At 72.3% G+C, this 12,449-nt stretch carries 13 protein-coding genes; 5 read left to right on the forward strand and 8 right to left on the reverse strand.

Annotation, left to right across the window (positions count from 1 at the left end):
• From IE239_RS18060 to IE239_RS18070, 3 genes are read left to right on the forward strand one after another with little or no spacing between them, the layout of a single operon-like run.
• Window positions 1–399, forward strand: a complete 399-nt coding sequence (locus tag IE239_RS18060; protein WP_190150370.1) for a hypothetical protein — start codon at window positions 1–3, stop codon at window positions 397–399.
• Window positions 396–2,126 carry a sodium/solute symporter gene (locus tag IE239_RS18065; protein WP_190150371.1) on the forward strand — a complete coding sequence of 577 codons (1,731 nt, stop codon included), beginning with the start codon at window positions 396–398 and terminating at the stop codon, window positions 2,124–2,126. Before IE239_RS18060 ends, IE239_RS18065 begins: the two co-directional genes overlap by 4 nt.
• Window positions 2,123–3,328 (forward strand): sensor histidine kinase, encoded by a 1,206-nt coding sequence (locus tag IE239_RS18070; protein ID WP_190150372.1) that lies wholly within the window; start codon window positions 2,123–2,125, stop codon window positions 3,326–3,328. Before IE239_RS18065 ends, IE239_RS18070 begins: the two co-directional genes overlap by 4 nt.
• On the opposite strand, the gene IE239_RS18075 is transcribed toward IE239_RS18070, so the two are convergent.
• The 5 genes from IE239_RS18075 to IE239_RS18095 form a co-directional block, all read right to left on the reverse strand.
• A complete protein-coding gene (locus IE239_RS18075; RefSeq protein WP_190150373.1) occupies window positions 3,329–3,499 on the reverse strand; it encodes a hypothetical protein in 171 nt (56 codons plus the stop codon). It lies immediately after the preceding gene.
• Between the two features lie 63 nt (window positions 3,500–3,562).
• Window positions 3,563–4,513, reverse strand: coding sequence for a cytochrome c oxidase assembly protein (locus IE239_RS18080; protein ID WP_190150374.1), 951 nt, complete (start codon window positions 4,511–4,513; stop codon window positions 3,563–3,565).
• Between the two features lie 106 nt (window positions 4,514–4,619).
• Complete coding sequence (locus tag IE239_RS18085) at window positions 4,620–5,645, reverse strand: 6-phosphofructokinase (RefSeq protein WP_190150375.1); 1,026 nt, start codon at window positions 5,643–5,645, stop codon at window positions 4,620–4,622.
• Window positions 5,646–5,835: 190 nt separating this feature from the next.
• Window positions 5,836–6,564: a type 1 glutamine amidotransferase gene (locus IE239_RS18090; protein WP_190150376.1), complete on the reverse strand. Its 729-nt coding sequence runs from the start codon at window positions 6,562–6,564 to the stop codon at window positions 5,836–5,838.
• Window positions 6,565–6,581: 17 nt separating this feature from the next.
• The gene (locus tag IE239_RS18095) at window positions 6,582–7,820 is read right to left on the reverse strand and encodes a MurT ligase domain-containing protein (RefSeq protein WP_190150377.1); all 1,239 of its coding nucleotides are present in this window, start codon (window positions 7,818–7,820) and stop codon (window positions 6,582–6,584) included.
• Between the two features lie 157 nt (window positions 7,821–7,977).
• Here IE239_RS18095 and def point away from each other — a divergent pair, with 157 nt between their 5' ends.
• Window positions 7,978–8,517 (forward strand): peptide deformylase, encoded by a 540-nt coding sequence (gene def, locus IE239_RS18100; protein WP_190150378.1) that lies wholly within the window; start codon window positions 7,978–7,980, stop codon window positions 8,515–8,517.
• 34 nt (window positions 8,518–8,551) lie between these two features.
• Here def and IE239_RS18105 read toward each other — a convergent pair whose 3' ends face one another.
• Entirely contained in the window at window positions 8,552–9,193 is a 642-nt protein-coding gene (locus IE239_RS18105; RefSeq protein WP_190150379.1) for a TetR/AcrR family transcriptional regulator, read from the reverse strand.
• Between the two features lie 178 nt (window positions 9,194–9,371).
• Here IE239_RS18105 and IE239_RS18110 point away from each other — a divergent pair, with 178 nt between their 5' ends.
• Window positions 9,372–10,598, forward strand: a complete 1,227-nt coding sequence (locus tag IE239_RS18110; protein ID WP_190150380.1) for an acyl-CoA dehydrogenase family protein — start codon at window positions 9,372–9,374, stop codon at window positions 10,596–10,598.
• A gap of 138 nt (window positions 10,599–10,736) precedes the next feature.
• Here IE239_RS18110 and IE239_RS18115 read toward each other — a convergent pair whose 3' ends face one another.
• Complete coding sequence (locus IE239_RS18115; RefSeq protein ID WP_062646401.1) at window positions 10,737–10,973, reverse strand: DUF6213 family protein; 237 nt, start codon at window positions 10,971–10,973, stop codon at window positions 10,737–10,739.
• Between the two features lie 24 nt (window positions 10,974–10,997).
• A complete protein-coding gene (locus tag IE239_RS18120) occupies window positions 10,998–12,383 on the reverse strand; it encodes an NADP-dependent succinic semialdehyde dehydrogenase (protein ID WP_190150381.1) in 1,386 nt (461 codons plus the stop codon).
• Between the last annotated feature and the right edge of the window lie 66 nt (window positions 12,384–12,449).

Here is a 12,449-nt window from a genome sequence, read left to right on the forward strand (position 1 = left end):
GTGCCGCACCCGGACCCCGCCGACCGCCGCGTCGTCGTCACCGGCCCCGCTCGCCGCACACTCCCGCACGCGCGGCTGCGCTCGCGCGGCCGGCACCCCCACGCCTTCGGCTCCTACCGCCCGCGCACCGAGATAGACGAGCAGACCACCCTCGGCCATACCTATGTCCGCTCCCTGATGCGCTCCCAACTGCGCGCCGCCCTCACGGTGTTCGCGGTCCTCACGCTCCTCGTCGGCCCGCTGCCCCTGCTGTTCGCGGCGATGCCCGACGCCCACCGGCTGGAGTGGGCGGTCCTCGGCTTCTGCCTCTACGCCCCGCTCGTCCTGCTCGCCCGCTGGTACGTGCGCCGCGCCGAGCGCAACGAGCGGGACTTCGTGCGGCTGGTCGAGGACCGGTGAACCCGACGTTCGCCGTCCCGGCCGTCGCCCTGGTCGTGGTCGCGACCGTGCTCGTCGGGGCGTTCGGCCTGCGCATCTCCCGCACCACCTCCGACTTCTACGTCGCCTCCCGCACCGTCGGCCCCCGCCTCAACGCGGCCGCCATCAGCGGCGAGTACCTCTCCGCCGCCTCCTTCCTGGGCATCGCCGGCCTCGTCCTCGTCCAGGGACCGGACATGCTCTGGTACCCGGTCGGCTACACCGCCGGCTATCTGGTCCTGCTGCTGTTCGTGGCCGCCCCGCTGCGCCGCTCGGGCGCCTACACCCTCCCCGACTTCGCCGAGGCCCGGCTCGCCTCACAGGCGGTCAGACGGCTCGCGGGCGGCTTCGTGGTCGGCGTGGGCTGGCTCTATCTCATCCCCCAGCTCCAGGGCGCTGGACTGACGTTGACCGTGCTGACCGGCGCCCCCGACTCGCTCGGCGGACTCATCGTCGCCGTGGTGGTCACGGCGACCGTCGCCGCGGGCGGCATGCGCAGCATCACCTTCGTGCAGGCCTTCCAGTACTGGCTCAAGCTCACCGCCCTCCTCGTCCCCGCCCTGTTCCTGGCACTCGCCTGGCAGGGCGACGGCGCCCCCCGCGGCGCCTTCGAGGAACCGCCCGCCTTCCGCGACCGGCGGGTCGTGCGGGTCGACGCCACCCTCGACCTCCGACTGGAGCGCCCGCTGACCGTCACGGTGGACGGCACGGTCGACGGCCGTCCGCACGAGGGCGCCGTCCTGCGGCTGGCCGCCGGCTCCCACCACATCGAGCGGGGCGCCCGCCTCACCTTCGCCCGCGGCGCCGAGGTGCCCACCGCCGAGCGCGGCAGCAACGGCGGCATGTCGACGTCCCTGGCCGCCGGCCGCGAGGAACGCCCGCTGTACGCCACCTACGGGCTGATCCTCGCCACGTTCCTCGGCACCATGGGCCTGCCGCACGTGGTCGTCCGCTTCTACACCAGCCCGCACGGGGTGGCCGCCCGCCGCACCACGGTCGCCGTCCTCGCGCTGGTCGGCGCCTTCTACCTCCTGCCGCCCCTCTACGGCGCCCTCGGCCGTCTCTACACCCCCGAACTCACCCTCAGCGGCGACGCCGACGCCGCCGTCCTGCTGCTGCCCGACCGGGTGATCGGCGGCCTGGGCGGCGACCTGCTGGGCGCGCTGATCGCCGGGGGCGCGTTCGCCGCGTTCCTGTCCACTGCGTCCGGGCTGACGATGGCCGTGGCGGGCGTCCTCACCCAGGACGTGCTGCCGGCCAGAGGCGTGCGGCACTTCCGCCTGGGCACCGGACTGGCCATGGCCGCGCCCCTCGCCGCGAGCTTCCTGGTCGGCGGCCTGCCGGTGGCCGACGCCGTCGGGCTGGCCTTCGCGGTGTCGGCGTCCTCCTTCTGCCCGCTGCTGGTCCTCGGCATCTGGTGGCGGCGGCTGACCCCGCCCGGCGCGGCCGCCGGGATGCTGGTGGGCGGCGGGTCGGCGTTCGTCGCCGTCGCCGCGACCATGGCGGGCCTGCCGGGCACGGGCGCCGTGCACGCCCTGCTCGCCTGGCCCGCGCTGTGGTCCGTGCCGCTGGGCTTCCTCACCATGATCCTGGTGTCCCTGGCCACCCCGGGGCGCGTCCCGGCTGGCACCGCGGCGATCCTGGCCCGCTTCCACCTGCCGGAGGAACTGGGCGCACAGGAGCTGCGGGCCTCGGAGGCGAGGGCATGAGCAGCTTCCTCGCGGGCGTGTGCATCGCGATCCTGCCGTTCCTCGCCGCCGGCTTCTGGCTGGGCCGCCGCACCGCCCGCCCGCAGAGCCTGGGCGGCCTGGGCACCCCCGTCGAGCACGCCACCTTCCAGACCCTGCACACCGCCGCCCTCGCCACGCCCCCGCTACGGGCCGGCCTCACGGAGGAGACCGCCCGCAGGTCAGCTCGCAGACTGCGCACCCTGCTCGGCACGGACGCCCTGTGCCTGACCGACCAGAAGGATGTGCTGGCCTGGGACGGAGTGGGATCCCATCACCGCGCCGAGATCATGGAGCGACTGGCCGGCCCCCTGGCGAGCGGCCGCGGCGAGGCCTTCCGCCTCACCTGTGAGCACGCCGACTGCCCCGTCCGCTGGGCCGTGGTCGCCCCCCTCACCGTCGACGACCGGGTGCACGGGGCCCTCGTCGCGTGCGCGCCCCGCGAGTCCGCCGTCCTGGTCCGGGCGGCTGCGGAGGTGGCCCGCTGGGTGAGCGTCCAGCTGGAGCTGGCCGACCTCGACCAGTCCCGCACCAGACTCATCGAGGCCGAGATCAAGGCCCTGCGCGCCCAGATCTCCCCGCACTTCGTGTTCAACTCGCTCGCCGTGATCGCCTCGTTCGTGCGCACCGACCCCGAGCGCGCCCGTGAACTCCTCCTGGAGTTCGCCGACTTCACCCGCTACTCGTTCCGCCGGCACGGCGACTTCACCACCCTCGCCGACGAACTGCACGCCATCGACCACTACCTCGCCCTGGTCCGGGCACGCTTCGGCGACCGCCTCGCCGTCACCCTCCAGATAGCCCCCGAGGTCCTGCCGGTGGCCCTGCCCTTCCTGTGTCTGCAGCCGCTCGTGGAGAACGCCGTCAAACACGGACTGGAGGGCAAGGCCGACGCATGCCACATCCGGATCACCGCGCAGGACGCGGGCGCCGAGGCACTGGTCGTCATCGAGGACGACGGCGCGGGCATGGACCCGGTCGCGCTGCACCGCATCCTGGCCGGCGAGGCCAGCCCGTCCGGCGGCATCGGCCTGTCCAACGTGGACGACCGGCTGCGCCAGGTCTACGGGGACGACCACGGCCTCGTCATCGAGACCGCCCTCGGAGCGGGCATGAAGATCACCGCCCGGCTGCCGAAATACCAGCCGGGCGTTCACTCGGCGGGCCGCCTCGCCCCCGGCTGATCAGCCGGTCCGCAGCACGGCCAGGGCGAGCGTGATCAGCCCCAGCACGACCCAGCCGAACCACAGCCAGCCGTTGCTGCCGAGCGCCACCGTGTAGGCGGTGACCATGACGAGCCCGCCGACGGTGAGCACTCCCATGGTCTTGGTGGAACTGTCCGTGGTACCGGCCATCGCGACACCCTCCTGTGGGCCGCCCCTCCGCAGGGCGTGTTCCCCCTCCATGGTGCCCCGGGTTCAGCGTCCGCGTGCGCCGAGTGACGCAAGATAGGCGTTGTACGCCTCCAGCTCCTGGTCCCCGTCGCGGTCGGCGGCCCGGTCCTTGCGCTTCGCCTGCCGCTGTTCGGAGCCGTACCACTGGAACAGCAGCGCTATCAGCACCAGTACGGACGGGACCTCGCTGAACGCCCAGGCGATGCCGCCCGCCGCGTTCTGGTCGGCCAGCGCGTCGATGCCGAGGGAGGCGGGCGGGTTCTTGAACGTCTCCACCATCGGCTCCGAGGCCATCATCAGCGCGATGCCGAAGAACGCGTGGAACGGCATGCCCGCGAACAGCTCCAGCATCCGCATCAGGTAGCCCGGCCGGTTCGGCCCCGGGTCCACGCCGATGATCGGCCAGAAGAACACCACGCCGACCGCCAGGAAGTGCACCATCATCGCGAGGTGCCCCGTCCTGGAGCCCATCAGGAAGTCGAACAGCGGTGTGAAGTACAGCGCGTAGAGACTCGCGATGAACAGCGGGATGGTGAAGGCGGGGTGGGTGACGATCCGCATGTACCGGCTGTGCAGGAGCATCAGCAGCAGCTCCCGGGGCCCCTTGCGGCCCCGGCCGGCGGCCGGCAGCGCGCGCAGCGCGAGCGTCATGGGCGCGCCGAGAAGGATCAGGATCGGCGACAGCATGCTGATCACCATGTGCTGCACCATGTGCACGCTGAACATGACCATGCCGTAGTCGTTCAGACCGGTGCACATCACCAGCGCGACGGTCAGCACGCCGACCACGAACGACACCGTCCGCCCGGCCGACCACGAGTCGCCGCGTCGCCGCAGCCGCAGCACGCCCCATGCGTACAGGCCGAGTCCCACGACACAGGCGACGAGGAAGAACGGGTCCGCCGACCACTGAAGGCCGCGTCCCAGCGTGAACGGCGGCAGATCCATGGTCATGCCGTGCCCGCTGTGATCCATTGCGCCGGCTCCTGATTCGTGGGGGGTTGTACGTTTCCTGCCGCCCCAAGAGTAGAACCGCCCCCGGCGATCTCTGTCACCGGGGGCGGCTGGAGTCGTGGCGCTCCTACAGGACGGTCTCGGCCTCCTCGTACCGCTCCGCCGGAACCGTCTTCAGCGTCTCGACGGCCTCCGACAGCGGCACCATGACGATGTCCGTGCCGCGCAGGGCCGTCATCCGGCCGAACTCGCCCCGGTGCACGGCCTCCACCGCGTGCCAGCCGAACCGGGTGGCCAGCACCCGGTCGTAGGCGGTCGGCGTGCCGCCGCGCTGCACATGACCCAGGATGACCGGCCGGGCCTCCTTGCCGAGCCGGGACTCCAGCTCGATGGACAGCTGCCGGGCGATGCCGGCGAACCGCTCGTGCCCGTAGACGTCCTTGCCGCCCTCGTCGAAGGCCATGCCGCCGGGAGCGGGCTTCGCGCCCTCCGCCGCCACGACGATCGCGAACCGCTTCCCCGCCTCGAACCGCTCGCCGACCCGGCGGGCCAGCTCCTCGATGTCGAAGGGCCGTTCCGGCACGACGATGGCGTGCGCGCCCGCCGCCATGCCGGAGTGCAGCGCTATCCAGCCGGTGTGGCGCCCCATGACCTCGACGACCAGAACCCGCTGGTGCGACTCGGCGGTCGTCTTCAGCCGGTCGAGGGCCTCGGTCGCGACGCCGACGGCCGTGTCGAAGCCGAAGGTGACGTCGGTGACGGCGATGTCGTTGTCGATGGTCTTGGGCACGCCCACGATGGGCAGCCCGCTGTCGGACATCAGCCGGGCTGCCTTGAGGGTCCCCTCACCGCCGATCGGGATGATCGCGTCGAGACCGAGCTCCTCGACGTGGCCCCGGGCGCGCTCCACACCGTCGCGCAGATGCGAGGGCTGGACCCGGGAGGAACCGAGGATCGTGCCGCCGCGGGCGAGGATGCCGCCCACCGCGTCGAGGTCGAGCTTGAGGTAGTCGCACTCCAGGAGGCCCTTCCAGCCGTCCCGGAAGCCGATGACCTCGTCGCCGTGGTCGGCGACGGCGCGGTGCACGACGGACCGGATGACGGCGTTCAGGCCGGGGCAGTCGCCGCCGGACGTGAGGACACCAATGCGCATAGCCCGAAACAACCTTCTTCACGAGGGCCGGTCCGGACCACGCTGTCCGGCTCGAATCCCCGCCACCCTAGCGGCAGGAGGGGGCGGGGCCGAAGCACGCGTCCGCCTGCTGGACGTGCCTGCTCACCTGTGCGGGCGTAGCGCCAGACGGGCTGCTGACGGCACCCTGAAGATCAGGTGAACGTACAGGTCACGCAGGCTGCTGAGCGGAGGCGATGCGCTCGTTGCGGAGCGCCTCGTACCAGTGGTCGTCGATCGGCGGCAGCGCGTTGACGTCGAGCGCCAGCTTCAGCAGCAGGTCGGCGATCAGCGGGTTGCGCGCCAGCACCGGGCCGTGCATGTACGTGCCGAACACGGTGTCGCTGTAGGCGCCCTCGGTGCCGTCGCCGGTGCCGTTGCCCCTGCCGAGGGTGACGCGGGCGAGCGGGCGGGCGGTCGGACCGAGGTGGGTGATGCCCTGGTGGTTCTCGAACCCGGTCAGCGGGGGCAGGCCGAGCCGCGGGTCGATGTCCCCGAGGACGTCGCCGACGCAGCGCTCGCCCTCGCCGCGCGTCGTCGTCACGTCCAGCAGGCCGAGGCCGGGCTCGCGCTGGCCGAGGTCGTTGACGAACTCGTGGCCCAGGATCTGGTAGCCGGCGCAGACCGCGAAGACGATCGCGCCGTTGTTCACCGCCTGGTACAGGTGGCCGTCCCGGCGCAGCCGCTCCGCCGCGAGCCGCTGCGGCCGGTCCTCGCCGCCGCCGATGAGGTAGATGTCGCCGGAGGTCGGGATCGGCTGGTCGCTGCGCACGTCGAGCCGGGCCACGTCCAGCCCGCGCTGCCGGGCGCGCCGCTCGACGACGAGGGCGTTGCCCTGGTCGCCGTAGGTGCTCAGCAGGTCCGGGTAGATCCACACCAGCCGCAGTTGGTTGTCGCTCATGGGAACGTCCTTCGGGGTCAGTTGCCGACGCGGCGGCGGAGGTCCTGGAACGCGGTGTAGTTCGCGATGACCTCGATCCGGCCCGGCGGCGCCTGCTGCACGGCCTGGTCGAGGTTCTCGCACACCTGGAAGTGCTGGTTGGCGACCTCCAGGCGCACCGCCAGGTCCAGCTTGCGGTCGCCGACGACGAAGATCGGGTGACCGGTCAGCCGGGTGTAGTCGACGTCCCACAGCCAGGAGGTGTCGGTGCCGTCGGCGCCGCGCGCGTTCACCGAGAGGATCACCGGCGTGGGCGGCGGATCGATCAGGCTGAACGTCTCGAGCCAGCCCGCGGGGTTCTTCGCGAGCAGCAGGCGCAGGTCGCGGCCCTGGAACTGGACGACGTCGTAGCGCCCGGCGACGGCCTGCACCGCGTACATCCGCTCCAGCGCCACCTGCGGCGGCACCCCGAAGACGGCGGCCACGGCGGCGGAGGAGGCGGCGTTGGCCTTGTTGGCGCGGCCCGGCAGCTGCAGGTGGATGGGCCAGGCGGACCCGTGCGGGTCCAGGACGTGGTCGCCGCTGAGCGCCCAGCTGGGCGTGGGGCGCCGGAACCCGCACTCGCCGCAGAACCAGTCGTCCCCGGGCCGCTGCATGACGCCGCCGCAGGACGGGCACGACCAGGCGTCGTCCTTCCACATCTGCCCGGCGGCGACCCAGACGACGTTGGGGGAGGAGGAGGCCGCCCACACCACCAGCGGGTCGTCGGCGTTGGCGACGACGACCGCCTTGGAACCGGCGAGGCCCTCACGCCAGTTCTCCGCGAGCATGCGGGTCTCGGCGGCGCGGTCCAGCTGGTCGCGGGAGAGGTTGAGCAGCGCGATGCACTTGGGGGCGGTGTCCCGGGCCACGCCCGCGAGGTACTTCTCGTCGACCTCGATCACGCCGTAGCGGGCCTCGGAGCCGCCCGCGAGAGCGGAGGTGATGCCGGCCGGCATGTTGGCGCCCAGCGCGTTGGACACGACCGGCCCGGCGGCCCGCAGCGCCTCGGCGATCAACCGGGTCGTGGTGGTCTTGCCGTTGGTCGCCGAGACGAGGATCACGTCCAGGTTCTGGGCGAGCCGGGCGAGGAGGTCGGGGTCGAGCTTGAGCGCCACCCGGCCGCCGATCACCGAACCGCTGCCGCGCCCCGCCGCGCGCGACGCCGCCGCGACCGCCTTGCCGGCGGTCACGGCGATCTTGGCCCGCGGCGTGAGCGGGTCCGAGTTGCCTGCCATCAGTTCTCGATCCTCCTTGCGTACGCGCCGCGCCTCTGCCGTACGGCAACGTGGTAGGCGGTCAGCCTATCGAGATCCCCTCGCACTCCCGAATCCCGGGACCGCCTCCCGTCCGTGGACGGCATGCGCGTGTCAGGAAGGACCGTACCCTTGCCGGATGCGACACCGTTCCATCCCGGGCGCCCACGGGCGCGTCCGGCCCCTCACCCTGCTCGGCGACCCCGTGCTGCACGCCCGTTGCGAGGACGTCACCGGCTTCGGCCCCGAACTCGCCCGTCTCGTCGAGGACATGTTCGCCACGATGTACGCGGCCGGGGGGGTCGGCCTGGCGGCCAACCAGGTCGGCGAGTCCCTGCGGGTGTTCGTCTACGACTGCCCGGACGACGACGACGTCCGCCACCTGGGCCATGTGGTGAACCCGAGACTGGTCGGCACGGACGGCGTCGTGCTGCGCGGCCCGGAGGGGTGTCTGTCCCTGCCGGGCCTGGAGGCGGGGACGGAGCGTTACGACGAGGCGGTGGTCGAGGGCTTCACGGCCGCGGGGGAACCGGTCACCGTGCGCGGCACCGGGTTCTTCGCCCGGTGCCTGCAGCACGAGGCCGACCATCTGGACGGCCGGGTGTACGCGGACCGGGTGACGGGCCTGCGCGGGCGCAGGCTGTCCCGTCAGGTGCGCAGGGCCGCGTGGAGCGGCTGAGCGCGGGCGCCCCGCGGCACGGGGCCCCGGCGCCTCAGAAGCCGGGACCGCCGACCTTGTCGCCGGCCGCCGCGAGGCGGCCCCACAGCAGGTCGGCCAGACTGCGCACCAGCTCCGCCCGGGAACAGGGCCGTTCGCCCAGCCACCAGTCGCCCGCCGCGTGCATCATCCCGACGATCCCGTGCCCCCAGACCCGCGCGAGCTGCCGGCCGCCGGGCCCGAGGTCCAGACGGTCCCCGATGACCTGGGCGAGTTCCTCGCCCATCCGGCGCAGCAGAGGAGCGGAGTGTTTGCCGACGTCGAACCCGTGCTCGCCGGCCGATCCGTCGGACGGGTGCATCAGGAACCGGTACACCTGCGGCCGGGCCTCGATGGCGGCCAGATAGGTGTCGAGGGTCGCCTCGACCCGCTCCCGCCGCTCCGCCGGAGCGTCCAGCGCGGCGCGCAGCGAGTCGAGCAGCGCGTCGGTGTGCCGCTTGGCGAGGGCGGCGTACAGGCCTCCCTTGTCGCCGAAGTGGCGGTAGAGGATGGGTTTGGTGATGCCGGCCTCGGCCGCGATGGCGTTCATCGAGGCCTGTGGGCCGTCGCGCAGCACCACCCGGTCGGCGGCCTCCAGCAGTTCGCGCCGTCGGCGGTCGGCGGACCGCTGTTGCCCGGTCCGCTGCGTGGTGTCCATGTGCTCTCCCCACCCGTGCTTGTTCGGTGACGCCTGCGCAAACTAACACCTGACAGCAGCCTGACATCGAACGGGCCGAAGGGCTCCGGCCCCGTCACCAGGAGTTGACTTTTCCTACCGACCGGTAACAGACTCTCGAGTTACCGCTAGTAACACACGTTCCGCCGCTGGAGGGGACATGGCCGAGTTCACCATGGAGCTCAACGACGAACAGAAGGAGGTCCGGGACTGGCTGCACGGCTTCGCCGCCGACGTCATCCGCCCCGCGGCCGCCGAATGGGACGAGCGTGAGGAGACTCCCTGGCCGGTCATCCAGGAGGCCGCGAAGGTCGGCATCTACTCCCTCGACTTCTATGCACAGCAGTACTTCGACCCCACCGGCCTCGGCATCCCGATGGCGATGGAGGAACTGTTCTGGGGCGACGCGGGCATCGCCCTGTCGATCGTGGGCACGGGCCTCGCCGCCGTAGGCGTCCTGGCCAACGGGACCGAGGAGCAGATCGGCACCTGGATCCCCCAGATGTACGGCGACGCGAGCGACGTCAAGGTCGCCGCCTTCTGCTCCTCCGAGCCCGACGCCGGCTCGGACGTGGCCTCCCTGCGCACCCGTGCCGTGTACGACGAGGCCAAGGACGAGTGGGTGCTCAACGGCACCAAGACCTGGGCGACCAACGGCGGCATCGCCAACGTCCACGTCGTCGTCGCGGCGGTGGACACCGAGCTGGGCTCCAAGGGACACGCCTCCTTCATCGTCCCGCCGGGCACACCGGGCCTGGCCCAGGGCCAGAAGTTCAAGAAGCACGGCATCCGCGCCTCGCACACCGCCGAGGTCGTCCTCGACGGTGTGCGCGTCCCCGGGTCCTGCCTCCTCGGCGGCAAGGAGAAGCTGGACGAGCGACTGGCGCGGGCGCGCGAACGGGCGAAGTCGGGCGGCGAGCGCTTGAAGAACGCGGCGATGGCCACGTTCGAGGCCTCACGCCCCGCCGTGGGCGCGATGGCCGTCGGCACGGCCCGCGCCGCCTACGAGGTGGCCCTCGACTACGCGAAGACCCGTCAGCAGTTCGGCCGCCCGATCATCGACAACCAGGGCGTCGCCTTCCAGCTCGCGGACATGCGCACGCAGATCGACGCCGCGCGGCTGCTGGTCTGGCGCGCCTCCTGGATGGCGGTCAACGGGAAGCCCTTCACGGCGGCCGAGGGCTCGATGTCGAAGCTGTACGCCAGCGAGACCGCGAAGAAGGTCACCGCGCAGGCGATCCAGATCCTCGGCGGCAACGGCTACACCCGCGAGTACCCGGTGGAGCGCATGCACCGCGACGCCGCGATCTACACCATCTTCGAGGGTACGAGCGAGATCCAGCGCCTGGTGATCGCCAGGACGCTCTCGGGGATGCCCATCCGGTAGGCACGGCGGCCGCGGATGCGCGGGGGCCGGTCGCGCGGTCCCCACCCGCCTTCGGACAGGTGCGGCCGACGTATCCCGGCGGGGCGGGGAACCGCGCGACCCGCCACGGACCGCCCGCACCGGCGAAGGCCCCGACCTTTACGGCGTCCCGCCGCTGCTGTGCGCGATGCACGCCACGTCGATGCGGTCGGCCAGCTTGGCCAGTTCGATGGTCAGGGCGGCCACCGTGTCCTCGTCCAGCCCGTCCGCGCCGGCCTCGACGAGGTGCAGCCACCGCCCTCCCAGCGTGCGGAGCAGCTTGCTCACGTCGGCCGCGGCCACCTGCAAGGTCCCGCGGTCATCGACGATCAGAGGCAGAGTCACTTCGCGGTTCACACCGGGATCGTAGCCGCGCGGTGCTCACGCACCGTGCCAAACCGTGGTGATGTTGCAGAACTCCCGGATTCCGTGCCCCGACAGCTCACGGCCGTACCCGGACCGCTTCACCCCGCCGAACGGGAAGCCCGGATGGGACGCCGTCATCCCGTTGACGAACACCGCGCCGGCCTCCAGATCCCGGACGAACCTGTCGACCTCGGCCTCGTCGCGCGTCCACACGTTGGAACTCAGGCCGAACGGCGAGTCGTTGGCGATGAGGACCGCCTCGTCCAGGCCGTCCGCCCGGTACAGGGTCGCGACCGGCCCGAACGCCTCCTCCCGGTGGATGCGCATCTCGCGCGTGACGCCGGCCAGGACGGTCGGCGGGTAGTACCAGCCGGGCCCGTCCGGGCGCTCGCCCCCGCACAGCACGGCGGCCCCGCTGCGCCGGGCGTCGTCCACCAGCTCCTCCAGGTCCGACCGCCCCTGTTCGCTCGCCAGCGGCCCGACCTCCGTGTCCTCCTCCATCGGGTCGCCGACCTTCAGGGCCGCCATGCCCGCCACGAACCGCTCGGCGAACGCGTCGTACACGTCCGTGTGGACGATGAACCGCTTGGCCGCGATGCACGACTGCCCGTTGTTCTGCACCCGCGCGGTCACCGCGACCTGCGCGGCCCGGTCGACGTCCGCCGAGGGCATGACCACGTACGGGTCGCTGCCGCCCAGCTCCAGCACCGTCTTCTTGATCATCTCGCCGGCCGTGGAGGCGACCGCCCGCCCGGCCGGCTCGCTGCCGGTCAGGGTCGCCGCCTTCACCCGCTCGTCGCGCAGGACGTCGTCGACCGCGCCGGAGCCGACCAGCAGGGTCTGGAAACAGCCCTCGGCGAAGCCCGCCCGGTGGAACAGGTCCTCCAGGTACAGGGCGGTCTGCGGCACGTTCGAGGCGTGCTTGAGCAGACCCACGTTGCCCGCCATCAGGGCCGGCGCGGCGAACCGGACCACCTGCCACAGCGGGAAGTTCCACGGCATCACCGCGAGCACCGGCCCCAGCGGCCGGTAGCGGACCAGGGCCCGCGAGCCGCCGGAGTCCTTCACGTCGGCGGCGGCCGGCTCCTCGTCGGCGAGCAGCTCCTGCGCGTGCTCGGCGTACCAGCGCATCGCCCTGGCGCACTTCGCGGCCTCCGCGCGCGCCTGCTTCACCGGCTTGCCCATCTCGGTGGTCATGATCCGGCCGACGTCGTCCTGGTCCTCGTCGAGCAGGTCGGCGGCCCGGTTCAGCAGCCGGGCGCGGTCGGTGAACGACGTCGTCCGGTACGTGCGGAACGTGGCCTGCGCGAGCTGCAGCCGGCGTTCCAGCTCCTGCTCGTCCATGGCCTCGTACGTCCTGAGCGTCTCGCCGTTCGCCGGGTTCACCGTCGCGATGGGCATGACCGACCTCCTGAAGAGCTGGCTGTGCTTCGACCTTCCCGCGCCGGGCCCGGGGCCGCAACGCGT

The sequence above is a fragment of the Streptomyces humidus genome (assembly GCF_014649655.1).
Classification (GTDB): domain Bacteria; phylum Actinomycetota; class Actinomycetes; order Streptomycetales; family Streptomycetaceae; genus Streptomyces; species Streptomyces humidus.

Coding starts and splice junctions, on each gene's coding strand:
- IE239_RS18080 (WP_190150374.1), bottom strand. CDS start 4,513: ATGGATCACAGCGGGCACGGCATGACCATGGATCTGCCGCCGTTCACG.
- IE239_RS18120 (WP_190150381.1), bottom strand. CDS start 12,383: ATGCCCATCGCGACGGTGAACCCGGCGAACGGCGAGACGCTCAGGACG.
- IE239_RS18090 (WP_190150376.1), bottom strand. CDS start 6,564: ATGAGCGACAACCAACTGCGGCTGGTGTGGATCTACCCGGACCTGCTG.
- IE239_RS18075 (WP_190150373.1), bottom strand. CDS start 3,499: ATGGCCGGTACCACGGACAGTTCCACCAAGACCATGGGAGTGCTCACC.
- IE239_RS18110 (WP_190150380.1), top strand. CDS start 9,372: ATGGCCGAGTTCACCATGGAGCTCAACGACGAACAGAAGGAGGTCCGG.
- IE239_RS18105 (WP_190150379.1), bottom strand. CDS start 9,193: ATGGACACCACGCAGCGGACCGGGCAACAGCGGTCCGCCGACCGCCGA.
- def (WP_190150378.1), top strand. CDS start 7,978: ATGCGACACCGTTCCATCCCGGGCGCCCACGGGCGCGTCCGGCCCCTC.
- IE239_RS18095 (WP_190150377.1), bottom strand. CDS start 7,820: ATGGCAGGCAACTCGGACCCGCTCACGCCGCGGGCCAAGATCGCCGTG.
- IE239_RS18085 (WP_190150375.1), bottom strand. CDS start 5,645: ATGCGCATTGGTGTCCTCACGTCCGGCGGCGACTGCCCCGGCCTGAAC.
- IE239_RS18070 (WP_190150372.1), top strand. CDS start 2,123: ATGAGCAGCTTCCTCGCGGGCGTGTGCATCGCGATCCTGCCGTTCCTC.